The organism is Lentzea xerophila (genome assembly GCF_051094245.1).
Classification (GTDB): domain Bacteria; phylum Actinomycetota; class Actinomycetes; order Mycobacteriales; family Pseudonocardiaceae; genus Lentzea; species Lentzea xerophila.
Genome location: NZ_CP194934.1, coordinates 2,445,753 through 2,469,468, shown reverse-complemented (window position 1 = coordinate 2,469,468; position 23,716 = coordinate 2,445,753). Strand labels below are relative to the sequence as shown.

Below are 23,716 nucleotides of genomic sequence, written 5' to 3'. Positions count from 1 at the left end.
GCCCTATTCTGCCGGTGCCCAGGCCTTCGACAGCTTCACCCGTCCACCGGTCTGCAGCAGCGAGCCGGTGTAGAGCCGCGACGCGACCAGCAGGATCACCACGACGGTCACGGCGAGGATGCCCAGCGAGAGGAGCGCCTCCCACGCCTGGGCCTGTTCGGCGAACAACCGCACGGGCATCGCGACGCCGGCCGTGAACGGCACGAACGACATCACCTTGAGCACCGCGGGGTTCTCGTAGAAGAACTGCACGCCGAAGTACGGACCCATCACCGCGAGCATGACCAGGCCCATGGTCGAGCCGAGGTCCTCCTGGCGGCTGACCAGCGCGCCGGCGACCGCCCACATGGACGAGATCAGCACGAACCCGAGCATCAGGAACGGGATGAACCAGCCCAGCGCGGGCGCCACCACCCCCAGCAGCTCGCCGAGACCCGCGACGCGCAACGCGATCGGTGCCACCAGCGCCAGGACCACGACCTGGCCGAGCGTGAGGATCGTGTGCCCGAGGATCTTGCCCGCGAGCAGCGCCCGTACCGGCACCGTCGACACGAGGATCTCCACGATCCGCGTCTGCTTCTCGGTCACGGTGCTCTGCGCGATGGCCGCGCCACCCATGCCGAACATGAGGAACACCAGCCCGAACACGATCACCGTGACGTCCCGCTGACCGGAGGTCACCACCGACCCGTCCAGCAGCTCGACCGGCGGCGACTCGACGAGCTGGCGGATCACGCTGTTCGGCGGGTCGTTGAGCGCGAGGACCTTGATCCCGGCGCCGTCCGGCACGATCGCCGCCTCGACCTCGTCGTCCCTGACCAGGTCCGCGGCTTCGGTGACGCTGCCGACCTCACGCACGTCGAGTGCCTTGCCCTGCACCACCTGCGAGGCCGAGCCGACCACGGCGACCTTCGGGTCGTCCCCGCCGAACACCGTCGGCAGCACGGTGAGCGCGAACAGCCCGGCGATCGTGAAGAGGAAGCCGATCCAGAAGCCCTTGGTGCCGACCAGGGTCTTCATCTCGCGTTCGGCGACGAGCCAGGTCGCCTGGTTGAAGGAGGCGCGAGCCATGTCAGATCACTTCCTTGAAGATCTCGTCCAGCGTGGGCACGACCGGCGTGAACGAGCGGACCTCGCCGCGTTCGAGCGCCGCCTTGAGCACCTGCTGGGGTGCCGCCTCGAACACGGCCCGCGGCCCGTCGAGGTCCAGGATCGTCACGCCGGGCACGTCGCGGACCCAGCCCGCGTCCTGCTCGACGACGATCTCGTACCGGTCGCCCGCGTGCCTGGTGCGCAGCTCCTCGCGTGACCCGTTCGCGACGATCCGTCCCTTCGAGATGATCACGACGTCGTCGCAGAGCCGTTCCACGATCGCGAGCTGGTGGCTCGAGAACAGCACGGGCACGCCGTCGGCGGCGCGCTTGCGCAGCACGTCCAGCACGGTCTCGACGGCGATCGGGTCGAGGCCGGAGAACGGCTCGTCGAGGATCAGCACGTCCGGGTCGTGCACCAGCGCGGCCGCGATCTGCACGCGCTGCTGGTTGCCGAGCGACAACTCCTCCAGCCGGTCACCGGCCCGCCCGGTCAGCTCCAGGTCCTCGAGCAGCTCGTCGGTGTTGCGCTGCGCGGTCTCGCGATCGACGCCGTGCAACCGCGCCAGCCACGTGATCTGGTCCCGCACCTTCATCTTCGGATAGAGCCCCCGTTCCTCCGGCATGTAGCCGAAGTCCGGCCGGCTCTGCGCCGCGAGTTCCTGCCCCTTCCAGCTCACCGTTCCCCCGTGCGCGGCGAGCACCCCCAGCACGATGCGCATCGTGGTCGTCTTGCCCGACCCGTTGGCGCCCAGGAAGCCCGTCATGCGGCCGGGCCGGACGTCGAAGCTCACCTCGTCGAGGACCCTGTGATCGCCGAAGCTCCGGCTGATCCCCCTCACAGTCAACATGGGACGAACGATAGATCGCGGCGTTCAAGATCGCGTCCGCCGTGCGGCATCCTCCTCGCGGAGGACGCCTTATGGACTAACGCGCGATAACGTTGCGGACGTGAGCTTCCGGCTGGCCTCCTACGGCGTGAGCATCGAGAACGATCGCGTGCTGCTCGTCCGTCACGGTGAGAACCGGACGTTGCCGGGCGGCGCGGTCGAGCACGGTGAGGACCCGTTCGACGCCGTGATCCGGGAGATCGCCGAGGAGACCGGCTGCGACGCGGTCGTCGAACGCCTGCTGGGAGTGGACTCGCGGGTCGTCCCCGCGGCCGAACGCGCTGTGCCGAGCCCGCACGCGCACCAGAACGTCGGCGTCTTCTACCTGGTCCGGATCACCGGCGGCGAACCACGACCCGAACCGGACGGCGCGACCACCGATCCACTGTGGACGCCGATCTCCGCCGTCCGGGGCCTTCGCCGGTCGTCGCTGGTCGACATCGGCCTCGCGCTCGCCAGGACGCTGCCGCCGACTGGTCACGTCGATCCGGTCCCGGTCGGCGGCCTGATCCACCACTGAGGTCTCACCGCGCGCCGGCCGTGACCCCCAGCCGGTGCCCTCCTGTGTAGACGTTCATCGACGTGCCGCGCAGGAACCCCACCAGCGTCACCCCCATCTCCTCCGCCAGGTCGGCGGCAAGCGACGACGGCGCCGAGACCGCCGTGAGCACCGGAATCCCCGCCATGACCGCCTTCTGCACCAGCTCGAACGACGCCCGCCCGCTCACCATCAGCACGGTGCCGGTCAACGGCAGCCGTCCGCCGCGCGTGGCCCAGCCGACGACCTTGTCGACCGCGTTGTGCCGGCCGACGTCCTCGCGCAGGCACAGCAGGGTGCCCTCGGCATCGAACAGCCCGGCCGCGTGCAGGCCACCGGTCCGGTCGAAGACCCGTTGCGCGGCACGGAGTTTCGTCGGGAACCCGGTGACGAGCTTCGGGTCGAGCCGGATCGGGTCCGCGGCCACCTGCCAGGACGCGGTGGTGCGCACGGCATCCAGGCTCGCCTTGCCGCACAGCCCACACGACGAGGTGGTGTAGAAGTTGCGCTCGATCGACGGGTCCGGCGGGGCCACGCCCTCGGCGAGCCCGACGTCGAGCACGTTGTAGGTGTTGCCGCCGTCCGCCGTGGCGCCCGCGCAGTAGCGGATCGAGGCGATGTCGGACGGGCTGCGCACCACGCCCTCGCTGACGAGGAACCCCGCGGCGAGGTCGAAGTCGTCACCCGGCGTGCGCATGGTCACGGCGAGGGACCTGCCCCGCACGCGGATCTCCAGCGGTTCCTCGACCGCCAGCGTGTCCGGTCGCGCGGTGGCCGCGTCGTCCACCAGCCGCACCACGCGCCGCCTGCTCGTCACCCGTCCCATGGATAGCCTCCCTGCAGATCGCGACGCACTCGTCGAGCAGCCGCCGCAACACCTCGTCCCCGGACATCGCCCGCACCGCCCGCGCCACGACCCAGTCGCGGGGCCACCAGCGGGGCGCGGTGATGCCCGACCGGCGCACGCAGTGTGCGACCAGCCGTTCCGCCGGCGCCTTCCGCGTCCCGATCACCTTGGTGGCGAACGGCAGCAGCCGTCGTCTACCGTCCTCTGTGGACTGATCGTTGACGCACCTGGCCACGCACGCCAGCACCGGGTGCACGCAGGCGGGCCGGTCCGACCACACCTCGCCCGCGAGCACCGACGTCAGCTCCATCAGGCAGCACCCGTCCGCCGGCGTCGGGTGCCGGCCCCTGGCGAGCCGCGGCACCCGGCTCACAGCCGCGGCCTTCCCGGTTGCGACAGCTGCCCGGTGAGCACCGCTCCGGCCAGGCCCAGCACTCCCGCCGCGACGAACGCGAACGTGGGGCCTTGGGAGGCAAGGACGATAGCGGCGAGCAGCGCACCCGCGGCCTTGGCGGTGTAGAGCACGCCGAAGTTCCGCGCGCCGTTCGTCTCGCCGAAGTACTCCCTGGTGACGCCGACCAGCAACGAGTAGCAGCACCCGGTGCCGAGCCCGGCGAGAGCCGCGCCGATCAACAAACCCGTGACGTTCTGGGAGTACAGCAACAGGAACTGCGCGAGCCCGCCGGTCGCCAGCGTCCAGACGAGGGCCTTCCGGCGCCCGACCCGGTCCGAGATCCACCCGACCAGCACGCGTCCGGTGCCCGTCGCCGCCGCGAGGGTGGCCAGCGCGACCGCGCCGAGCACCTTGTCGCCGACGAACAGCGGCAGGTACGCCAGGTCGTAGAGGGAGACGGCGGCCGCGAACGCCACACCGCCGTACAGCCACCAGAACGTGCCGCAGCGCATGGCCTCGTGCGTCCGGAACTCCTTGAGCGCGCACCGGTTCGGCACCCGCGCCCGGTCCAGTGCCCACTCGCGTGGTGAGACGTGCGGCGGCCACCAGTGCTCAGGCGGGTCCTTCATCAGTGCGCCGGCCACCGCCACGACGACGGCGATCGCGATCCCGGCCTGCGCGAGGAACCCGCCACCGAAGAAGATCCCGGCCGCGAGCACGAACGGCACCGACCCGTACGCGAACGCCCCGCTGACGAACGCGACCTTCCCGGTGACCCGCTCGGGATACCAGCGGACGACGGTCCCGAGGCAGGTCGCGTAGACGAGGCCCGCGCCGATGCCGCCGAGGATCGCGTACCCGGCCAGTTGTCCCTGCCCGAGCGTCAGCAACCCCGTGCCGCACAGGACCGCGCCGATCCACATGGCGCCGGAGGCGGTGAGCCGCTTCTGCTCTCTCAACCAGGCCGCCGGGAACGCCGTGCCCGCCTGGCAGACGGTCCACAGCGCCAGTGCCCAGAACAGCTCCGGCACGCTCCACCGGTCCTGCAACTGTGGGATCAGCGCCCCGAACCCGTACTGCCCGATGCCGGCCGCGAGCATCGCCGCCCACGCCGCCCACAGCACCGTGCGGCGCGAGCGCCCCGACACCTCGACGTCGGTCTCCCCCACCCGGTAGAGCCTGCCGACGTGATCACGTACGTAAGTCGCGACTGGCATGCCCTTCACCCCGTCCCGAGGATTGCATACAGTATTCGGTAGGCTATACCACAGGAGTCCTCATGACCATGCCCTGGACGCTCGCCCGGCAGACGGCGCGGGAAGCCGCGAAACCGCTGGACGCGGTGGAGCTCGCCCTGCCCGACGCGCTCGGCCTCGCACTCGCCGCGGGTGTGCGGGCCCTCGCGAGCCAGCCGACCTGCGACACCTCGGCGATGGACGGCTACGCGGTGGCCGGGCCCGGACCGTGGACGATCGTGGGCGGGGTGGCCGCGGGCGACCCGGTGCCGGACGTGGTCCTGACGCCGGGTGAGGCGTTCGGCGTGGCCACGGGGGCGCCCGTGCCGGACGGAGCCGAGGCGGTGGTCCCGGTGGAACTCTGTTCGGCGCGGGGCACGGTGCTCAGCGGCGACGCCGTGCCGGGCAGGCATATCCGCCGACGGGGCGAGGACTGGTCAGCGGGCGACGAGCTCGTCCCCGCCGGGTCCCGCATCTCACCCGCCGTCCTGGGCCTCGCCGCCGGAGCGGGCCACGACACTTTCCTGGCCCACCGCCGCCCGCGCGTGGCCGTGGTCGTGACCGGCGACGAGCTCCTCCACGCCGGTCCTCCCCGCCCCGGCCGGGTCCGTGACGCGATCGGCCCGATGCTGCCGGGCCTGCTGACCGGCGCGGACCTCCTCGCCACCACTCACGTGCGCGACGATCCGTCCGCGCTGGCCGACGCCCTCACGGCCGACGCGGCCGACGTGCTCGTCACGTGCGGCGCCACCTCGGTCGGCCGGGCGGACCACCTCCGCCGGGTGCTCCGGTCCCTGGACGCCGAGGTCCTGGTCAGCGGCGTCGCCTGCCGGCCGGGCCACCCGATGCTGCTCGCCGTCCTTCCCGACGGCCGCTGCGTCGCCGGCCTGCCCGGCAACCCGTTCGCCGCCTTCGCCGCCGTGCTGACGCTGCTCCAGCCGCTGCTGGACACGCTCGGCGGCCACACCGCCCGCCCGCCGGTCACCGCCTGGCTCCCCGACGTCGGCGCCCACCCCAGGGACACGCGGCTCGTGCCGGTCACCAGAACCGGCGGTGCGGCCGTTCCCGCCGGCCACGACCGTCCCGGCTCGCTGTGGGGCGCGGCGCTCGCCGACGCCCTCGCCGTGGTCCCGCCCGGTCACAGCGGCGGTGAGGTGGAGCTGCTCACCCGCGCGAGCGCCAGCTGACCTTCGACGAGCCCGCTTCGGGCGCGTCCTTCACGACGGTCCGCACCGGCAGTCCGAGGAAGTCGCTGAACCGCGCGGTGTGCTCGGCCAGCCGGTCGACGTCGAACCCCGGCAGCGGGCGCAGTTCCACGTCCACCGAGGTCTTCTTCATGACCCGCCGCCACAGCCCGGCGATCTGGCCGTCCTCGATGATCGTCGCGTAGAACATGCCGTTGTACGTGGAGATCGGAATCTCGTCGTAGCGGGTGAAGAACGCGCTGCGGTCCTTGTAGCCGATCACCAGCTCGTCGTACGCGGGCAGGATGTACGCGCCCGAGCCCGGCGTGAGGTCGGGCGGCAGCCAGTACTCCTTGCCGTCGAAGGTTTCGCTCACCAGCGAGGACTTCACCGCCGCCAGCCCGCGCGACGCCTCGCGCACGCCGATGCCGCACCAGTTCGCGAAGTCCGCGAGCGTCGCCGGGCCGTGGCTGCCGAAGAACCGTGACGCCAGCACGGCCATCGCCTCGTCGCCGTCGAGCGAACGCTGGCGGGGCGCCCACTCCTCCAGCAGCACGAACGTCTGCTCCCTGCCGCGCGGTGGCCCCGGCACGACCAGGCCCTCCTGGGCGAGGTGGATGAACGTGAAGTAGCTCTGCTGCCGGTCGTCCGGGATGCCGACACCCGCCATCAGCTCGATCATCTCCCGGCGGGTGAGACAGCCGCCACCGGTCAGCGCCTCGACGAACGTCTTGCGCGCCAACGACATCAGCTCAGGCGTCATGTGGTGGTACTGCCACGCCTTGGGCGTCAGCCGGGCGAGGTCGCGGGCACCGAACAGGCCGAGCATCCACCGGACGTCCTCGGCCAGGACGTAGTGGATCGTGCCGCGCATCAGCCACGTGCGGACGACCTTGCCCGTCCGCAGCGCCGCTTCGACGTCGGTGACGCGACCGGCGGCCGTGCGCAGGCCCAGAGCCCACAACGACTGGCCGTAGTCCTGGCCCTGCACGGCACCCAGCGAGCGGACGACGTCCTCCGCCGTCCGGAGCCGCCCGATGTTGCCGAGGCGCAGCGCCGCGATGTCCATCGGGCCAGTCTCACCGACCGCGCTCCAGTCCCGCTCAAGCGGGCCAGGTGCCCGTGTAGCCCTCGGCCAGGAACCGCGATCCCGCCTCCGACGCGACCACCGAACCCAGCTCACCGAGCTGCCTGCGCACGTCGAACCCGGTCGCGCCGGGCAGCGCGTGCAGCATCGTGGTCATCCAGTACGAGAAGTGCTGCGCCTTCCAGACCCGGCCGAGCGCGCGGGGCCCGTACTCGTCCAACGCATCGGGGTCGTTCTTGAGCAGCGCCCGTTCGATGACCTCGGCGAGCACGCGGACGTCCTGCAGCGCCAGGTTCAGGCCCTTCGCTCCGGTCGGCGGCACCGTGTGGGCGGCGTCGCCGGCGAGCAGCAGGTTTCCGTGGCGCATGGGTTCCGCGACGAACGACCGGAAGCGCAGCACCGTCTTCTCGGTGATCGGGCCTTCCTTCAGCGTGAAGCCGTCGGGGCCCGCGACCCGTGCCTGCAGCTCCTCCCAGATCCGATCGGTGGACCACTGCGAGGGATCGGTCTCCGGGTCGCACTGGAAGTACATCCGCTGGTGGGTCTCGGTGCGTTGGCTGATCAGCGCGAACCCACGTGGCGAGTGCGCGTAGACCAGTTCCGGGGCGCTGCGCGGCGCTTCGGTGATGATGCCGAACCAGGCGAACGGGTACTCGCGGAAGCTGTGCGTGCGCAGGGCTTCCGGCACCTCGGCCCGGCAGATCGAGCGGGAGCCGTCCGCGCCGACGAGCAGGTCGCAGCGCACCTCCTGCCGCACGCCGTCGCTGTCGGTGAACCGGATCGCGGGTTCGTTGACGTCGACCGCCGTGTCACGGACGCCGAACCGCACGTCGCCGCCGTCGCGTTCGCGGGCGTTCGCCAGGTCCACGAACACGTCGGTCTGCGGGTAGAGCCACACCGACTCGCCCACCAGCGCGCGGAAGTCGACGCGGTGGCTCTCGCCGCCGAACCGCAGGTCGATGCCCTCGTGCGGATGACCGTCGCGGAGCACCCGGTCCGACACCCCGGTGTCGACCAGCAACCGCGCGCTGTCGGCCTCGAGGATGCCGGCGCGGACGGTGTTCTCGATCTCCAGGCGGGTCCTGTTGTCCACTACGACGCTGTCGATCCCGTTGAGGGACAACAGGTGCGAAAGCATCAGCCCCGCCGGTCCCGCGCCGACGATGCCGACCTGCGTGCGCGTCATGACAGCTCCTTCAACGGAACATCGAGCAGTGCCTGGAGATCGGTGAACGAGATGCCGTGCAGCTCGCGGACGACCACGCTCTCCGGTGTGATCAGGAACGTCGCGAGGTCGGTGTAGACGCGGGTGACGCACCGCAGTCCGGTGAGAGGATACGTGCACTCCGGCAGCAGCTTGGGTTTCCCGTCACGGGTCAGCAGGTTCATCATCACGAACACCTGCTTCGCGCCGACCGCGAGGTCCATCGCGCCGCCGACGGCCGGGATCGCGTCCGTGGAGCCGCTGTGCCAGTTCGCGAGATCGCCTCGCGCGGACACCTGGTAGGCGCCGAGCACGCACACGTCGAGGTGACCGCCGCGCATCATCGCGAACGAGTCGGCGTGGTGGAAGTACGCCGCGCCGGGCAGTTCCGTGACCGGGATCTTCCCCGCGTTGATCAGGTCGGGGTCGATGTCGTCGCCGTGCGCCTGCGGCCCCATCCCGAGCATGCCGTTCTCGGTGTGCAGCACCACGCCGCTGTCCGGCGTGAGGTGGTCGGCGACCTCGGTGGGCTGCCCGATGCCGAGGTTCACGAACGCGCCCGCCGGGATGTCGGCCGCCACCAGCTTGGCCAGGGTCTGCCGGTCGATCATGCCGCACGTCCGATGTGGACGATCCGGTCGACGTAGATGGACGGCGTCACAACGTGTTCCGGGTCGATGTCGCCGAACTCCTCGACCTGCACGACGGTCGTGGTCGCCGCGGACGCCATGACCGGCCCGAAGTTGCGGCCCGTCCTGCGGTAGACGAGGTTGCCGTGCGCGTCCGCCCGATGCGCCTTGACCAGCGCGAGATCGCCCTTGATCGGGTACTCCAGCACGTATCCCCTACCGTCGATCACGCGGGTCTCCTTGCCCTCCGCCAGCGTCGTGCCGTACCCGGTGGGCGTGAAGAACGCGCCGATGCCCGCGCCGCCCGCCCGGATCCGTTCGGCGAGATTGCCCTGCGGCACCAGGTCGAGCTCGATCCGGCCCGACCGGTACGCGTCGTCGAAGTGCCGCGAGTCGACCTGCCGCGGGTACGAGCACACGATCTTCGCGACCCGGTGTTCGCGGATCAGGGCGGCGATGCCGTTCTCGCCGGACCCGGCGTTGTTGCTCACCACGGTGAGCTCCTTCGCTCCGCTGTCGAGCAACGCCTCGATCAGCTGCACCGGCTCCCCGGCCGGCCCGAACCCGCCGATCAGCGCGGTGGCCCCGTCCGGTGTGTCCGCGACGGCCTCCCGCGCGGTCTCGTACACGTTCACTCGTCCTCCTTCCGGCACTCGTCGTCCTTCCGGCGCTGGTCCTCGTTCAGGCGCCCGTCCTCGTTCAGGACCTGGCGCGCCACCGCGAACGCGTGGTTCGCCGCCGGCACCCCGCAGTAGATCGCGCTCTGCAGGATCACCTCGCCGATCTCCGCTTGGCTCAACCCGTTCCGCAGCGCCGCGGCGACGTGCAGCCTCAGCTCGTCCCAATGCCCCCGCGCGATCAACGCCGTGAGCGTGATCGCGCTGCGCGTCCGCCGGTCCAGTCCGGGCCGCGTCCAGACCTCGCCCCACGCGTACCGGGTGATGAACTCCTGGAAGTCGCGCGTGAACGCGTCCGGGGCCGCCCTGTCCACATGCGCGTCCCCGAGCACCTCACGCCGAACCTTCATGCCGTCGTCGTAGGACACCGCATCTCCTCCAGCACCTCGACCACCATCCGCGCCACCGCCACCGGGTCCTCGGCGGGCGGCAGGTGCCCGCACCCCGCCAGCACCCGGTCCGCTGCCTCCGTCGACACCACAACGTCGTGCTCGCCCACCAACACCCGCACCGGCCCGGCCGCCTCGTCGGCCTCGAACGCCGCCAACGCCTCACACGCCACCGCGTAGGACTCCCGATCCACATCGGCCAACGCCCGCAGCAACGCCCCCGCCACCTGAGGCGCCCGCTCGACGAAGCCGGGCGCGAACCACCGCCGCGCCGACCCCTCCACCATCACCGGCGTACCCGCCCGCCGCACCAGCGCGGCCCGCTCGTGCCACATCTCCGGCAGGCCGATCCGCCTCGCCGCCCCGATGCACACGACGGCCTCGAACGGGCTCTCGGCGCGTGCCGCCAACTCGAACCCGACCGCGCCGCCGAACGACACCCCGGCATACGCCGCCGGCCGCCCTTGGCACAGCTCTGTTGTGCGTGCGGTCAGCTCGTCCGCGATGTCCGGCACGGTGAACGCACCGGTGGCCGGCCTGCCGCTGCCGTGGCCGGGCAGGTCCCAGCCGATCACCTCGTATTCCTCGCCGAGCGCTCGCGCGCAGTCCTGCCACAGCAGCGCTACGGAGGTGCCCAGGGACGGGCCGGCCACCAGCAGCCTCGGCGAGTCCTCGGACCCCGCCAGCCGGGTCAGGCTCAACTCAGTCGCCATTTCCGTCAGACCCTTCTGGTCGGGATGCCGATCTCGCCGAGCGCCCGCAGTCCCGCCACAGCAACGCCACGGGCGGCCCGGCCCCCAACGGCCACGGCAAGGCCCCGGACGTGTCCGGGGACGGGCCGGCCACCCACCGCCACGGCGAGCGCCCGGACCCACCCGGCCGGGTCAAGCCCAACTCAGTCGCCATTGCCGTCAGACCCCTCCGATCGAGTCCGATTCCGACGGAGCGCCTCGTCCACGAAAGACTCGGCAGCCCCGAGGTAGGAGCCCGGATCGCCCCCACCGCCGCGCTCCGCCAGCAACTCACCGGCGGCATCCGAGGCCCGGCGCGCCATCACGTCGGCGTGCACCTCGAGCCCCTCCACCAGCGCCGCCGCCTGCGAGGCCGCCACCACCAGCAGCTCCAGCAACGCCCGCAACGCGGGCCACTCCGCGTGCCAGGCACCGTCCGGCCGCTCGTCGACCGCCCGAGCCGCGCACAGGTGCAGCCGCGCCCCCAACCCGGGCGCCTGCAAGGCAGCGCTGTTCACCAGCACCGACAGCACCGGGTTCCGCTTGTGCGGCATGGTCGACGACCCTCCCCGCCCGGCCACGAAGCCCTCGCGCACCTCACCGATCTCCGGCCGTCCCAGCGTCAGCAGGTCGGCGGCCATCACGCCGAGCGCGTCGCACGTCCGCACCACCGCGTCACCGAGCCGCGTGACCGGCGCCCGGTACGTGTGCCAGGGCATCCCCGGCCACACCAGGCCCAGGTAGCCCGCGAAAGCAACAGCCGACGCGACAGGGTCCGGAACGCGCGACAACGTCCCCGCCGCTCCTCCGCACTGCACCGGCAGGGTGCGTGCGACGGCTTCCAGCTCGTCCACGGCGTCCAGCACGCCCACCAGCCACCGCGCGGCCTTGAGACCGAACGTGATCGGCACGGCGTACTGCGTCAACGTGCGCCCCGCCATCACGCTGGACCGGTGCTCCTCGGCCAGCGCCGCCAGCCCGGAGGCAACCCGCCGCAAGTCGGGCACGACCCGATCCAGCACCCCGCGCGCCAGCAGCATCAGAGCCGTGTCGAGCACGTCCTGACTCGTCAGGCCGGTGTGGACCGGTCCGGAGACCTTGGCACGCAGCGCGGAAACCAGCGGCAGCACCGGATTGCCCGCGGCCTCGACCTCGACCGGGTCCAGCGAGGGAACCCACGAGCCCAGGGAGACCGAGGTTCCGAGCACGCGGGCCCAGGCGACCTCGACCTCCAGCATCGCCCGTACCAGCGCGGCATCGTCGACGAGACCGTCGGCGCGATGAGAACCAGGTAGCACGATCAGCTCCGCGGGAACGTGAAGAACACCGTCTCGGACGGGCCCTGCAGGTGGATGTCGAACCGCAGCCGCCCGTCCTCCTCGCGCTCCGCCACCAGGCCGTCCACGGCATCCGGAGCTCCGGGCAGGTAGATGCGCGTGAACAGCCGGTCGAGCAGCCCGCGGGCGAAGACCGTCACCGCGAAGAACGGCAACCCCGGCTCGACGGTGCTGAACCAGTAGTGCCCCGCGGCGTCGGTGCAGCACCGGCCCCACCCGGTGAAGCCGGCACCCCGGCGCCGCAGCGACCCGCCGACGCGGGGCACCACGCCGGAGGCGTCGGACTGGCGGATCTCGATCATCGCGTCCGGCACCGGATCGCCGTTGCCGTCGCGGACGTAGCCGTGCAGCACGACGGATCCGGCCGCGCCGAACGGCACCAGCTCGGAGTCGCCGGGGAACGCGAGCGCGTGGTGGAAGAACGGGCCGACGGTCTGGCCCGGGGTCGGCTCAGTCATCGGTCGGCTCCAGGTAGGTCGCGTGGCTGCCGGTCAGCACGATGTCCCATCGGTAGCCGAGCAGCCACTCGTGCTCCGACCGCGAATGGTCGTACGACGCGATGAGACGGGACAGGGCGGCCGGGTCGGTGATCGACTGGGCGATCGGGTCGAGCGCCAGCAGCTGGTCGCCGGGGAAGTACATCTGCGTGATCAGCCGCTGGGTGAAGTCGGTGCCGAACAACGAGAAGTGGATGTGCGCGGGCCGCCAGGCGTTGTGGTGGTTGCGCCACGGGTAGGGGCCCGGCTTGATCGACGTGAACGAGTACCAGCCGTCGTCGTCGGTCAGGCAGCGGCCGACGCCGGTGAAGTTCGGGTCCAGCGGCGCCGGGTGCTGGTCGCCCTGGTGCGAGTAGCGGCCCGCGGCGTTGGCCTGCCAGACCTCGACGAGCTGCCGACGCACCGGACGGCCGTCCCCGTCGAGCACGCGGCCGTGGACGCGGATGCGTTCGCCGATCGGCTCGCCGCCGCGCTGCACGGTCAGGTCGGCCTCGATCGCCGCGACGTCGGAGTGGCCGAAGACCGGCGCGAGCAGCTCAGCACCCTCGGGGTCGACGTGCCTGAGCTCCTTCGTCGGGTGGCGCAGCAGCGTGCTGCGGTACGGCGGGAAGTCCAGCAGCGGCGCACCCGTCGGTGTGTCGGCGTGGATCTTCGCGATCTCGTCGCTGATCTCCTGCTGACTGGTCGTCACGCGATCACACGCTAGGCACGCGGCCACGTGGAGTCGACCGCGGTCTTCCACTGAGTGGAAGACCACCGGCCCAGGCTACGAGGGCACTAACCGGTCGTGCAGGACACGCCGTTGAGGGTGAACGAACCCGGCGCGGAGTTCGAACCGGAAACGGAGCCGTTGAACCCGAACGACACCGAGCCGTCCACCACGATCAGCGCGTTGTAGCCGGCGTCGGTCACGGTGACGTCCGCGCCGGACTGGGACACCGTGCCGTTCCACATCTGCGTCACGGTTTGACCGTCGGCGAACCGCCAGCGCACCGTCCAGCCGTTCACCAGCGCGCCGCTGACGTTGCGCACCGTCACGTCGGCCTGGAAGGCGCCGGTCCACTGGCCGTTGATTCGGTAGACGACGACGCAGGGAGGCGGCGGTGCCGAAGAGGACGGGGTCGGCGTCGAGCAGTCCTGTGCCCACAGGCCGAGTTTCGCCTGCGACGCCTTGGTTTCGGCCTCCATCAGCGGGCCGCCGTCGACCCCCGAGGTGCGCAGGAAGCCGTACTGCACGGCCAGCATCGCGTAGTCGGCGCCGTCTGGGAGCGCCAGCGAGACCTCGCCGGGGGTAATGCTGCTCACGCGGACTTCCTTGTCCAGCAACGTCTTCGCGGCGAAATCGGTCGCCGCGGCGGCCGCGCACGACGGCGGTTCGGCGAGCAGGGAGATCCGGGCGCGCGTGCCGTCCGCCAGCTCGACGGTGCGGCCGTCCACAACGGTGCGCACCTTTGTGGACGGCCTGTTCTCCACTGAGGAGGGAGAGGAGACCTGTGGTGCAGCAAGCGGTCTGCCTTCGTGCTCTGCCGTGCAGGCGGTGAGCGAGGCCAGGATCAACAGCACCGACAAGTGCTTCCGTGCTGCCATTGGGCCAATCTATCGCCGGTGGCGGCATCCGCAATCGGCTGTTCGGAGTTGATCAACTCGGGCGTTCAGAGTCGTGCCCGCGCACGGCGCCGCGAAGTGTGCGAGCGTGAGGAGGCCACAGTTGCACGGATGGTTCCCTGCCGTTCACCGGCTCGTGGTGCTCGGCCGAAATGCTCACGGGGTTCCTGCCCCCAGCCGATGGAGGTCTGAAGTGCAAGCCCTGCAACCGCACTGGACACGTCGCATGCTCGCCGCTCTCGCCATCGTCGCGTCCGTCTTCGGCGTGACCACCGTCGTCGGCACGCCCGCCGCCGACGCGGCCGTCTACAGTTCCTGCACGCAGACCCGGTGCTCGGCGGCCCGCTCCGCCAACTCGACCTGGTCGGCGAAGGGATATCCGGGCTCGCGCGGCTGGTACAGCTGGCCGAACGGTCAGTGCAACTTCGCCGGCGGCACGTTCTACAACCGCGAGGGCCAGCTCCCGGCCGGCCACCGCTACCAGGAGTTCGACGTCTATCCGCGCGCCTGCAACGCCTCCCGCGACGCGTACCGGATCGTCGTCGACCGCACGACCGGCTCGGTCTACTTCTCCCCCGACCACTATGGGAACTTCTACCGCCTCTAGCGGCTCACCTGGCGCTGCGGTCGATCCACGACCGCAGCGCTCACCAGGTGTGCAGCGTCGTCAGCACATGAGAACGACGCGCGCCGGGGTTCTCGCCGAGGTCGGCGTCCGTCAGCTCCACCAGGCGGTCCAGCCGGTACCGCACGGTGTTCGCGTGGATGTGCAACGCCGAGGCCGTCGCGCTGAGCGCCGATCCCTTGTCCTGAAAGGGGATCCGTGGCCCACGCCTCCGAGAAACCTGACCCGGACGTGCAGGGTTCGGCGACCAAAGATCACTGGTGGAGCAGGTCCGGCCGGACTCTGGCGATCTCCTGGGTCAACTGCCGGACCGTGGCCCCGTTCGGCAGTCTCAGTTGCACGTCCGGAGAGGTAGTGGGCGGGCTGTTCACCAAGGCCGCGTGGCGGGTGGTGAAGTGACGGTCCACGGGGGTGAACACCAGGGCCGGCACCAGGGGCTTCGAGTTCGGGGCGTCCTTGACCGGCGGTCGCGGTTCCTGGCCGCGCACGGCACGCAGCTCCTCCCACGCGATCAGATCGGACTTGCGACCGGCTCGCCACCACAGTCCGCGTCCGTCGACGACGAAGCGATGCGTGCGGGGAACGGAGCCGACCATGGCCAGCAGGCCGCCCAGCGCGAGCGCGCCGAAGAGGACCGACGCGGCGACCGGGGGGAAATTTTTCGATTTCGGCGATCCAGACGGGCTCCCGGCCTCCGGGAAGAGGGCGGCCAACCCGAAGAAGACCAGCATGGCCAGCCCACCGAGGAACAACGCCCGACCGGAACGGTACTCGATGACGGGCGTTCCAGGACTGGGTGACGACGTCTGTTCAAGCACGACCGGCAGAGTAGCCAACGACGCGTCCGGCCATGCGCGTTTCCCGGCGGGTGCCCGCTCACGTGACTGCGGCATTAGGGCGTGTCCCGTCAGTCTCGTCCGCGATAGTCGCGGACGAGAGTCTCATCGAACGGACGTATGGGACACGCCCTGGCTGCTCTGGATTCCGGGGTCTGCGGTCTCCCCTGGTGACCGCAGACCCTGGAACACGTCCAGCACCCGCCGCAGCGAGCTGTCCGGGGTCTCCACGGCCGAGTCGAGCACCAGGTGCTCGTTCTCCCACGGCTCCCACAGGCCGCGCATCCGTTGCACGTGCTCCCACGGAACCGTTGGGTACCAACCAGGAATCCCGCGGTCCCGTCCTTTCACCCGCTCGCGGTGCAGGCCCTCGTCCGAGCAGACGCACTCGACGCCGACGAACACGCCGCCGAGCCGTTCGGTGAGCTCACGCCACTGGTCCCGCGACTCGCGGGTGTGCGCTGTCGCGTCGACGACGACGTCGATCCCCAGCTGAACGTGCCGGGCTGTCGAGGCGAAGAGGTTCAGGTCCACCAACGACCCCGCGGTCTCGTCGGACAGTTCGGGGAACTGCGTCACCGTGCCCAGCACCCAGTCCATCGAGACGATCGGCCCGCGCAGGTGCCGGGCCAGCGCCTCGGCGAGAGTGCTCTTGCCACTGCCGGGAATGCCGGCGACCAGCACGACCGCGGGACGTTCGGTGGTCGGCTCCAGGTCCAGGTACCGCTGGAAAGCGCTCTCGGTCATGCGCTCATCCAAACATCGCTGCGCGCGCCCGCGATCGCTGTTCGCTCTCGGAGCAATCCGAGGCGTTCCGCGGAGTCGCCGCTCTGGTTGCGGGTGCGTCGCGCGATCACGAACCCGGCGGCTGCTCCACCGCCGGGCAGGACAGGCCGCGCGCCGGGACCTTCAGGTCGATCAGATAGGCGTTGACCGCGTCGGTCACGCACTGGCTCTGCGGACGGTCGCTGTTGCCATAGGCGGTGTGACCCCAGCCCCTCGTAGGTGATGAGGTGGAAACCGGCCTGTTCGGCCGCCGACCTGGCCCACTCGTACGGCGTCTGCCGGTCGTAGAGGTTGCCGATCATCACCAGCGGCGGCGCCCTTGATCTTGGTTCGCCGCTGCGGGTTCGTGGTCGGCAACGGCTCACCGACACATCCGGCCGCGATGCCGAACTGGAGACTCCACTGCACGTTGGGGTACTCCCGCGCGAGCGTGTCCCGTATCTGCTCGTACTCGGCGTGGTTCCTGACCGGAAGCCACCGGTCACTGCACCAGAGCGTCGCGCGGGTGTTGACCGTCTCGGCCGCCTCGCCCAGCGTGCGCGATCTTCTCGCCGTGCGGCTCCGGCCAGTCGAGCGGCACCTCGACGGTCGCGCAGCGGGCGCCGCCGTCACCCGCCGGGCAGGGTTTCCACTCGGGTGCCGGCACGTCGCAGCCGGGCGTGGCGATGTCGCGCGGGTGCGAACGTGCAAAGGCCTCTACTCGCTGGCGTGCTCGCGACGCTGGTCGTGTCCGGCGTGGTCATGCCGCCGATCGCGTCGAGCGCCCGCGGGACAGCGCCGACATCGCCACGGTCCGGCGTTGCGGCGCCGTCGAGCCCGCGGAACCGGGCCAGGACCGCTTGACATACCCATACCCCCTAAGGGTATAAATGGGTCGTGCCCACCGCTCCCCCGGCGTCACCAGCCGGCCGCGCGGTGGCCGGAGAAGGAGCGAGACATGCACGGCTACGCCGAGAACAAGGACGCCCACCTGCGCCGCCTCCGCCGGATCGAGGGGCAGGTCCGCGGCTTGCAGCGGATGATCGAGAGCGACGAGTACTGCATCGACGTGCTCACGCAGATCTCCGCGGCCACCAGGGCGTTGCAGGCGGTCTCACTGGGGTTGCTCGACGAGCACCTGAAGCACTGCGTGAGCCAGGCCATCAGCGAGGGCCCGACCACGGCCGACGCGAAGATCGCGGAGGCCAGTGACGCCATCGCCCGCCTGGTCCGCTCCTAAACCGAGGAGAACGAGCATGAGCGAGTCCGTGTACACCGTCACCGGCATGACCTGCGGCCACTGCGTGAGCGCGGTGACCGAGGAGGTCGGCCGGATCGACGGGGTGAGCGGCGTGGCCGTCGACCTGCCCACGGGCCGGGTCACGATCACCAGCACCGCCCCGGTCGCGCTGGACGACGTGCGGGCCGCCGTCGCCGAGGCCGGCTACGAGCTGGCGGGCTGAGCGATGAGGACCGGGTACAAGGTCGCGCTGTACGGCGTGACGCTGGCTGTCGTCTTCGGCGGCACCTGGGCCGTCGGGTCCGCCGCCGGACCAACGGAAACACCGGTGGCGCACAGCGAAGAGGCGCCGCACGGAGAGCACAAGGCCGAGCACAAGGCCGAGCCGTCGAAGGTCCCGCCGGGACTGTCCGTGTCGGACAACGGCTACACGTTGCGGCTGCGCGAGAACAGCTCGCTCAGCTTCGACATCGCCGGACCGGACGGGCGGCCCGTCACGAGGTTCGACGTGGAGCACGAGAAGCGCCTGCACCTCGTGGTCGTCCGCCGGGACGGATCGCACTTCCAGCACGTGCACCCGGAGATGGCGCCGGACGGCACGTGGTCGGTGCCGCTCCGGCTGGGCCAGGCGGGCAGCTACCGCGTGTTCGCCGACTTCAAGCCCGAGAACGGTCCGAAGACCACGCTCGGCGCCGACGTCGAGGTCCCCGGCGACTACCGGCCGCGGCACCACGAGGTCAGCCGTGTGTTCACGGTCGACGGCTACGAGGTAACCCTCGACGGTGAGCTCACCGAGAACGCCGCGTCGACCGTCACCATCGGCATCACGAAGAACGGCAGGCCCGTCGGGGACCTGCAGGACTACCTGGGCGCCAAGGGGCATCTGGTCGCGCTGAGGTCGGCCGACCTCGCGTACCTGCACGTGCACCCCGAGGAGAGCGACCAGGTCAGGTTCGCGGTCGAGGTGCCGACGGCCGGGACCTACCGGCTGTTCCTCGACTTCCAGCACGAGGGCGTGGTCCGCACCGCGGAGTTCACCCTCACGACCCACGAGGAGGGCGGTCATGGGCACTGACACCATCGAGATCTCGATCGGCGGCATGACCTGCGCCTCCTGCGCAGCGCGGATCGAACGCAAGCTCAACAAGCTGGACGGCGTCGAGGCGTCGGTCAACTACGCGACCGAGAAGGCGCGGATCAGCTACGCGGGCGACCTCACGCCCGCCGACCTGGTGAAGGTCGTCGAGGACACCGGCTACACCGCCGAGCTCCCGTCTCCGGACCCCGCGACGGTCGAGGACGACCCGGCGAGGACGTTGCGGCAACGGCTGATCACGGCCGTGGTGCTGTCGGTGCCGGTGATCGCGCTCGCGATGATCCCGGCGTTGCAGTTCACCTACTGGCAGTGGCTGTCGCTGGCACTCGCCGGACCGGTCGTCACCTACGCCGCGTGGCCGTTCCACAAGGCGGCGTGGACGAACCTCCGGCACGGCGCCGCCACGATGGACACGCTGATCTCGATCGGCGTGGGCGCGGCGTTCCTGTGGTCGCTCTACGCGCTGTTCCTGGGCACGGCCGGCGTGCCCGGCATGACGCACGGGTTCTCGTTCACCGTGGAGCGGATGGCAGGGACCGGCAACATCTACCTCGAGGTCGCGGCGGGCGTCACGACGTTCATCCTGGCCGGCCGCTACTTCGAGGCCCGGTCCAAGCGGCGGGCGGGAGCGGCGCTGAAGGCGCTGCTGGAGCTCGGCGCGAAGGACGCCGCGGTGCTGCGGGACGGCGGCGAGGTGCGCGTCCCGACCGACGAGCTGCGCGTCGGCGACAGGTTCGTCGTGCGGCCGGGCGAGAAGATCGCCACGGACGGTGTCGTCGAGGAGGGCAGCTCCGCGGTCGACGCCGGCCTTCTCACCGGCGAGTCCGTGCCGGTGGAGGTGCGGCCGGGCGACCCGGTGGCCGGCGCGACGGTCAACGCGGGCGGGCGGCTCGTCGTCCGCGCCACCCGGATCGGGGCGGACACCCAGCTCGCGCAGATGGCGAGGCTGGTCGAGGAGGCGCAGAACGGCAAGGCCGAGGTGCAGCGCCTCGCGGACCGGATCTCGGCGGTGTTCGTGCCGATCGTGATCGCGCTGGCCGTCGGCACGCTGGGCTTCTGGCTCGGCACCGGCGGTGGCGCCGGGGCGGCGTTCACGGCCGCGGTGGCGGTGCTGATCATCGCCTGCCCGTGCGCGCTCGGCCTGGCCACGCCGACCGCGTTGCTCGTGGGCACCGGCCGAGGCGCCCAGCTGGGCATCCTGATCAAGGGGCCGGAGGTGCTGGAGTCCACCCGCCGCGTCGACACCGTGGTGCTCGACAAGACCGGGACCGTGACGACGGGCCAGATGAGCCTGGTCAGCGTGCACGCCGTCGACGACGAGGACGAGGTCCTGAGGCTCGCCGGTGCGCTGGAACACGCGTCGGAGCACCCGATCGCCAGGGCCATCGCGACGGCCGCGGGCGAGGTGCCCGAGGTCGAGGACTTCCAGAACGTCGAGGGGCTCGGCGTGCAGGGCGTGGTCGAGGGGCACGCGGTGCTCGTCGGCCGGGAACGCCTGCTCGCCGACTGGAGCGTCAAGCTCGACGCGCGGCTCACCGAGGCCAAGGAGGCGGCCGAACGGCAGGGCCGCACGGCGGTGCTGGTCGCGTGGGACGGCGAGGCCCGTGGCGTGCTGGTCGTCGCGGACACGGTGAAGCCCACGTCGAAGGAGGCCGTCGAGGGTCTGCGCGGGCTCGGACTGCGTCCCGTGCTGCTGACCGGCGACAACAGGGCGGCGGCGCAGGCCGTGGCCGCCGAGGTCGGCATCGACGAGGTCATCGCCGAGGTGCTGCCCGCGGACAAGGTCGACGTCGTGAAGCGCCTGCAGGACGGGGGACGGGTCGTGGCGATGGTCGGCGACGGCGTGAACGACGCCGCCGCGCTCGCCCAGGCCGACCTGGGGCTCGCGATGGGCACCGGCACGGACGTCGCGATCGAGGCCAGTGACCTCACGCTGGTGCGCGGTGACCTGCGGGCCGCCGTGGACGCGATCAGGCTGGCGCGGCGCACGCTCTCCACGATCAAGGGCAACCTGTTCTGGGCGTTCGCCTACAACGTCGCCGCACTGCCGTTGGCGGCGCTAGGCCTGCTCAACCCGATGATCGCGGGCGCCGCGATGGCGTTCTCGTCGGTGTTCGTGGTGAGCAACAGTCTGCGGTTGCGCGGCTTCCGCTGACACGACCCACACGGGCGGTTTCGTAGCCTCGGCACATCAGTTTCCGGAGAAATGGAGCAGGTGTGCCGAGGTTCGCCCTGGTCGTGACGCTGCTGGTGGCGCTGGGCGCGTGCTCCTCGACGCCGCCCGCCCCGGCACCCACGCCGCCGCCCAGCAGCACCTCGTCGCCGGCCGAGCAGCAGGTCCACATCTCGATCGGCGACTCCTACGCCACGGGCTTCGGTCCGGACGGCACCGGCAGGAGCTTCGCCCAGATCGTCGCCGAGCAGTCGAACCTCAGGCTGATCAACCTGGCCTGCAACGGCGCCACCTCCGCCGACCTCGCCACCAAGCCCGCCTGCGGCCCCGACGCGGGCGGCAGGACCCAGCTCGACGCGGCCGTCGAGGCGGTGCGGAGCAACAACGCCGCCCTGGTCACGGTGGTGATCGGCGGCAACGACCTGGCGCCGTGCGCGTTGTCCGAGCAGCCGCTCGACTGCGCGACCAGGACCGTCGCGGACATCCAGACCAACGTCGCCGGCACCCTCACCGAACTGCGGGAGGCCGCGCCGGACGTGAAGATCGTCGGGCTGACCTACCCGGACGTGTTCCTCGGCGCGTGGGTGAACCCGTCGTTCCCCAACGGCAAGAACCTCGCCCGCCTGTCCGTCACGATGTTCCGGGACTTCAACACGAGGATCGCGGCCCAGTACGACCGGTTCGGCGCGAAGTTCGCCGACGTCACGAACACGACCGGTGGCTACGGCGCGCTGACCGAGCTGACCCAGGACCCGAAGTACGGCCAGATCCCCGCCTCGGTCGCCAAGGTGTGCGCGCTCACCTACTTCTGCGACCGCACTGACGTGCACCCGACGCCCGCCGGCCACCGGGCCATCGCGGAGGCCGTCACCGCGGCGAGCCGCTGAAGTACTCCGTCCGGGGGCCTTTCCCGCGACCGGTCCGCGAACCAGGGCAGCGTTGGCGCCGTACTACCCGAAAGACCCTGTCGATCGGCCGCCGCTCCTGACAGGCTCTGGAACCGTTGCCGCAGCGAGGAAGTGTTCGATGACCGTGCTCCCGCACAGCACCGATGCCCTGTACCGGCTCAGCGACGCCGTCGACGGCTTCCTGCGCGGTGAGAAGGAGTTCACCCTCGCCGACCCCTCCGCACAGATGCTGGTCGGCGGCCGGTTCCGCACGCTGAGCACGCAGATCGGCGCCGCCGTCCTCGCGGGCGTGCCGGACGAGGACATCGCCGCGATCGTCCAGCCCGCGCGGTCGAAATGCGCCCGTTCGCCGTTCATGCGCGACGAGAACGAGTGGGCGCGCGGCTACCCCAGCGACTTCCAGCTGGTCGAGCACGTCCTGGCCCAGGCCAACGACGTCCGGCCGGGCACGCTCGCCTGGCACGTCGAGGCGCACCTGCAGGGCAGCGCGGTCGCCCACCAGCAGCGCAACCGGGTGATGCACCAGGCCCGGCTGATCAGCGACACCCTCACCGCGTCACGCTCCGGCCCGCGTTCGGTGCTGCTCGTCGCCGCCGGTGCCGCCCCCGACCTGCGGCTCATCCCACCGGGCATCGCGCGGCCCGGCGACAGGTTCGTGCTCACCGACGTCGACCCCGACGCGCTGGAGCTCGCCGGGAAGCGGCTCGGGCTGCTCAACGACTTCACCACCGCGGTCCCCGGCAACGTGTTCCGCGCGCTGCCGACGCTCGCCGAGCTCGGGCCGTTCGACCTGGTGCTGGTCAACGGCCTGTACGACTACCTCAACGACCGCGCGGCCGTGCGCCTGACCGAGGCCGTGCTGACCCGGCTCTGCCGTCCCGGCGGCACGTTCTACTTCTCCAGCACCACGACCGGCAACCCGTTCCGGTGGGCGCTCGAGCACCTGATGGGCTGGTCGGTGACCGAACGCGACGAGCCCGCCGTCCGCGCCCTGCTGCCGGGGTGCGACGTGTCGGCCGGCCTCGACCCGACCGGGCTGGCGCTGCTCACCCACGTGCGGGTGCGCAGGGCCTGAGTCCTTCCGGTGCTCAGCGCAGGCCGTGGGCGATCCGGGTCACGAAGGCGACCAGGCGGTCGGGCGTGAACCTGTCCGGGTCGGTCAGCAGGAGGCGGCCGGACATCTCGGCGAGGGCGAGCATCGCGTGGCCCAGCAGGGCCGAGTCGAGGTCGTCGAGGCCACCGAGCTCCTCCAGGCCCAGTGCGGTGAGGTCCTCGATCTGGGCCAGGACGCCCGCGCGCACCAGTTCGACCTGGGCACGGAACTCGTGCGGCGTGCCCTCGGGCGGGAGGAGCACGAGGCGCCAGCGGTCCGGGGCCTCGACGACGGCGTTCACGAAGACGCGGACGGCGTCGGCGAAAGCGTCGTCCGGGGAACGGGTGGCGAAGCCGGTGGGCAGGGCGGCGAGCACCTGGTCGGTGGCGCGGCCCGCCTCGCGGTCGAGCAGCGCGCTGATGAGCTCGCCGCGGTTCGCGAACAGGTCGTAGAGCACGGGCTTGGTGACCTGGGCCTGCTTGGCGACCGACTCCATCGTCACGGTGTCGAAGCCGGCCGGGATCAGCGTCAGCGCGGCGTCCAGCAACTGCTCGCGGCGCTGCTCGGGCGGCAGGCGGCGGGCGTACTTCCGGCGCGTTGTGCTCACTGGACCATATTGCTACGGTGGCGTAGCTTTCACAAAGC

27 protein-coding genes and 2 pseudogenes are annotated in these 23,716 nt (G+C 71.2%); 9 read left to right on the top strand and 20 right to left on the bottom strand.

Annotated features, from left to right (window positions below):
• Positions 1-3: 3 nt before the first annotated feature.
• Both ACRSBM_RS12180 and ACRSBM_RS12175 read right to left on the bottom strand, forming a co-directional pair.
• Entirely contained in the window at positions 4-1,071 is a 1,068-nt protein-coding gene (locus tag ACRSBM_RS12180) for an ABC transporter permease (protein ID WP_434442986.1), read from the bottom strand.
• Position 1,072: 1 nt separating this feature from the next.
• Positions 1,073-1,942, bottom strand: coding sequence for an ABC transporter ATP-binding protein (locus ACRSBM_RS12175; RefSeq protein ID WP_434442984.1), 870 nt, complete (start codon positions 1,940-1,942; stop codon positions 1,073-1,075).
• A gap of 100 nt (positions 1,943-2,042) precedes the next feature.
• Between ACRSBM_RS12175 and ACRSBM_RS12170 the strand changes: the two genes are divergently transcribed.
• Positions 2,043-2,501 (top strand): NUDIX hydrolase, encoded by a 459-nt coding sequence (locus ACRSBM_RS12170; RefSeq protein WP_434442982.1) that lies wholly within the window; start codon positions 2,043-2,045, stop codon positions 2,499-2,501.
• 4 nt (positions 2,502-2,505) lie between these two features.
• On the opposite strand, the gene fdhD is transcribed toward ACRSBM_RS12170, so the two are convergent.
• Both fdhD and ACRSBM_RS12160 read right to left on the bottom strand, forming a co-directional pair.
• Complete coding sequence (gene fdhD, locus ACRSBM_RS12165; RefSeq protein ID WP_434442980.1) at positions 2,506-3,345, bottom strand: formate dehydrogenase accessory sulfurtransferase FdhD; 840 nt, start codon at positions 3,343-3,345, stop codon at positions 2,506-2,508.
• Between the two features lie 390 nt (positions 3,346-3,735).
• The gene (locus ACRSBM_RS12160; RefSeq protein WP_434442978.1) at positions 3,736-4,977 is read right to left on the bottom strand and encodes an MFS transporter; all 1,242 of its coding nucleotides are present in this window, start codon (positions 4,975-4,977) and stop codon (positions 3,736-3,738) included.
• A 62-nt stretch (positions 4,978-5,039) separates the two neighbouring features.
• Here ACRSBM_RS12160 and ACRSBM_RS12155 point away from each other — a divergent pair, with 62 nt between their 5' ends.
• Positions 5,040-6,182, top strand: coding sequence for a molybdopterin molybdotransferase MoeA (locus tag ACRSBM_RS12155; protein ID WP_434442977.1), 1,143 nt, complete (start codon positions 5,040-5,042; stop codon positions 6,180-6,182).
• Here the strand turns inward: ACRSBM_RS12155 and ACRSBM_RS12150 are convergent.
• From ACRSBM_RS12150 to ACRSBM_RS12105, 10 genes are all read right to left on the bottom strand, one after another.
• Positions 6,160-7,248 (bottom strand): winged helix DNA-binding domain-containing protein, encoded by a 1,089-nt coding sequence (locus ACRSBM_RS12150; RefSeq protein ID WP_434442976.1) that lies wholly within the window; start codon positions 7,246-7,248, stop codon positions 6,160-6,162. The genes ACRSBM_RS12155 and ACRSBM_RS12150 overlap by 23 nt on opposite strands.
• Positions 7,249-7,282: 34 nt before the next feature.
• On the bottom strand, positions 7,283-8,452 hold the full coding sequence (locus ACRSBM_RS12145) for a 4-hydroxybenzoate 3-monooxygenase (protein WP_434442974.1): 1,170 nt from the start codon (positions 8,450-8,452) through the stop codon (positions 7,283-7,285).
• Positions 8,449-9,081: a 3-oxoacid CoA-transferase subunit B gene (locus ACRSBM_RS12140; protein ID WP_434442973.1), complete on the bottom strand. Its 633-nt coding sequence runs from the start codon at positions 9,079-9,081 to the stop codon at positions 8,449-8,451. Before ACRSBM_RS12140 ends, ACRSBM_RS12145 begins: the two co-directional genes overlap by 4 nt.
• Positions 9,078-9,734 (bottom strand): 3-oxoacid CoA-transferase subunit A, encoded by a 657-nt coding sequence (locus ACRSBM_RS12135; protein WP_434442971.1) that lies wholly within the window; start codon positions 9,732-9,734, stop codon positions 9,078-9,080. The genes ACRSBM_RS12140 and ACRSBM_RS12135 overlap by 4 nt, the downstream gene beginning before the upstream one ends.
• Positions 9,731-10,126: a carboxymuconolactone decarboxylase family protein gene (locus ACRSBM_RS12130; RefSeq protein ID WP_434453059.1), complete on the bottom strand. Its 396-nt coding sequence runs from the start codon at positions 10,124-10,126 to the stop codon at positions 9,731-9,733. The genes ACRSBM_RS12135 and ACRSBM_RS12130 overlap by 4 nt, the downstream gene beginning before the upstream one ends.
• Positions 10,123-10,878, bottom strand: a complete 756-nt coding sequence (locus ACRSBM_RS12125; protein ID WP_434442970.1) for an alpha/beta fold hydrolase — start codon at positions 10,876-10,878, stop codon at positions 10,123-10,125. Before ACRSBM_RS12125 ends, ACRSBM_RS12130 begins: the two co-directional genes overlap by 4 nt.
• 182 nt (positions 10,879-11,060) lie before the next feature.
• Complete coding sequence (locus ACRSBM_RS12120; protein ID WP_434442968.1) at positions 11,061-12,194, bottom strand: lyase family protein; 1,134 nt, start codon at positions 12,192-12,194, stop codon at positions 11,061-11,063.
• A gap of 2 nt (positions 12,195-12,196) precedes the next feature.
• On the bottom strand, positions 12,197-12,691 hold the full coding sequence (gene pcaG, locus ACRSBM_RS12115) for a protocatechuate 3,4-dioxygenase subunit alpha (RefSeq protein ID WP_434442966.1): 495 nt from the start codon (positions 12,689-12,691) through the stop codon (positions 12,197-12,199).
• On the bottom strand, positions 12,684-13,421 hold the full coding sequence (gene pcaH, locus ACRSBM_RS12110) for a protocatechuate 3,4-dioxygenase subunit beta (protein ID WP_434442965.1): 738 nt from the start codon (positions 13,419-13,421) through the stop codon (positions 12,684-12,686). Before pcaH ends, pcaG begins: the two co-directional genes overlap by 8 nt.
• Positions 13,422-13,507: 86 nt before the next feature.
• Positions 13,508-14,317 carry a cellulose-binding domain-containing protein gene (locus ACRSBM_RS12105; RefSeq protein ID WP_434442964.1) on the bottom strand — a complete coding sequence of 270 codons (810 nt, stop codon included), beginning with the start codon at positions 14,315-14,317 and terminating at the stop codon, positions 13,508-13,510.
• Between the two features lie 211 nt (positions 14,318-14,528).
• Here ACRSBM_RS12105 and ACRSBM_RS12100 point away from each other — a divergent pair, with 211 nt between their 5' ends.
• On the top strand, positions 14,529-14,942 hold the full coding sequence (locus ACRSBM_RS12100; protein WP_434442962.1) for a ribonuclease domain-containing protein: 414 nt from the start codon (positions 14,529-14,531) through the stop codon (positions 14,940-14,942).
• Positions 14,943-14,982: 40 nt separating this feature from the next.
• Here the strand turns inward: ACRSBM_RS12100 and ACRSBM_RS12095 are convergent, their stop codons facing one another.
• From ACRSBM_RS12095 to ACRSBM_RS12075, 5 genes and pseudogenes are all read right to left on the bottom strand, one after another.
• Positions 14,983-15,156: a helix-turn-helix domain-containing protein gene (locus ACRSBM_RS12095; protein ID WP_434453058.1), complete on the bottom strand. Its 174-nt coding sequence runs from the start codon at positions 15,154-15,156 to the stop codon at positions 14,983-14,985.
• 58 nt (positions 15,157-15,214) lie between these two features.
• Positions 15,215-15,778 carry a hypothetical protein gene (locus tag ACRSBM_RS12090; protein ID WP_434442960.1) on the bottom strand — a complete coding sequence of 188 codons (564 nt, stop codon included), beginning with the start codon at positions 15,776-15,778 and terminating at the stop codon, positions 15,215-15,217.
• 123 nt (positions 15,779-15,901) lie between these two features.
• Positions 15,902-16,543 (bottom strand): AAA family ATPase, encoded by a 642-nt coding sequence (locus ACRSBM_RS12085; RefSeq protein WP_434442958.1) that lies wholly within the window; start codon positions 16,541-16,543, stop codon positions 15,902-15,904.
• A 106-nt stretch (positions 16,544-16,649) separates the two neighbouring features.
• Positions 16,650-16,784: pseudogene (locus ACRSBM_RS12080) on the bottom strand (alpha/beta hydrolase); the annotation flags it as partial.
• Between the two features lie 25 nt (positions 16,785-16,809).
• A pseudogene (locus ACRSBM_RS12075) lies at positions 16,810-16,947 on the bottom strand (alpha/beta hydrolase); the annotation flags it as partial.
• A 572-nt stretch (positions 16,948-17,519) separates the two neighbouring features.
• Here ACRSBM_RS12075 and ACRSBM_RS12070 point away from each other — a divergent pair.
• The 6 genes from ACRSBM_RS12070 to ACRSBM_RS12045 all read left to right on the top strand — a co-directional run bounded on the left by ACRSBM_RS12070 (position 17,520) and on the right by ACRSBM_RS12045 (position 23,053).
• Positions 17,520-17,801, top strand: coding sequence for a metal-sensitive transcriptional regulator (locus tag ACRSBM_RS12070; RefSeq protein ID WP_434442956.1), 282 nt, complete (start codon positions 17,520-17,522; stop codon positions 17,799-17,801).
• Positions 17,802-17,817: 16 nt separating this feature from the next.
• Positions 17,818-18,024: a heavy-metal-associated domain-containing protein gene (locus ACRSBM_RS12065; protein ID WP_434442955.1), complete on the top strand. Its 207-nt coding sequence runs from the start codon at positions 17,818-17,820 to the stop codon at positions 18,022-18,024.
• Between the two features lie 3 nt (positions 18,025-18,027).
• Positions 18,028-18,876: a hypothetical protein gene (locus ACRSBM_RS12060; protein WP_434442954.1), complete on the top strand. Its 849-nt coding sequence runs from the start codon at positions 18,028-18,030 to the stop codon at positions 18,874-18,876.
• On the top strand, positions 18,866-21,052 hold the full coding sequence (locus ACRSBM_RS12055) for a heavy metal translocating P-type ATPase (RefSeq protein ID WP_434442953.1): 2,187 nt from the start codon (positions 18,866-18,868) through the stop codon (positions 21,050-21,052). Before ACRSBM_RS12060 ends, ACRSBM_RS12055 begins: the two co-directional genes overlap by 11 nt.
• A 62-nt stretch (positions 21,053-21,114) precedes the next feature.
• Positions 21,115-21,957, top strand: a complete 843-nt coding sequence (locus tag ACRSBM_RS12050) for an SGNH/GDSL hydrolase family protein (protein ID WP_434442950.1) — start codon at positions 21,115-21,117, stop codon at positions 21,955-21,957.
• Positions 21,958-22,096: 139 nt separating this feature from the next.
• The gene (locus ACRSBM_RS12045; protein WP_434442949.1) at positions 22,097-23,053 is read left to right on the top strand and encodes a class I SAM-dependent methyltransferase; all 957 of its coding nucleotides are present in this window, start codon (positions 22,097-22,099) and stop codon (positions 23,051-23,053) included.
• A gap of 13 nt (positions 23,054-23,066) precedes the next feature.
• Here ACRSBM_RS12045 and ACRSBM_RS12040 read toward each other — a convergent pair whose 3' ends face one another.
• On the bottom strand, positions 23,067-23,678 hold the full coding sequence (locus tag ACRSBM_RS12040) for a TetR/AcrR family transcriptional regulator (RefSeq protein WP_434442948.1): 612 nt from the start codon (positions 23,676-23,678) through the stop codon (positions 23,067-23,069).
• Positions 23,679-23,716 lie beyond the last annotated feature (38 nt).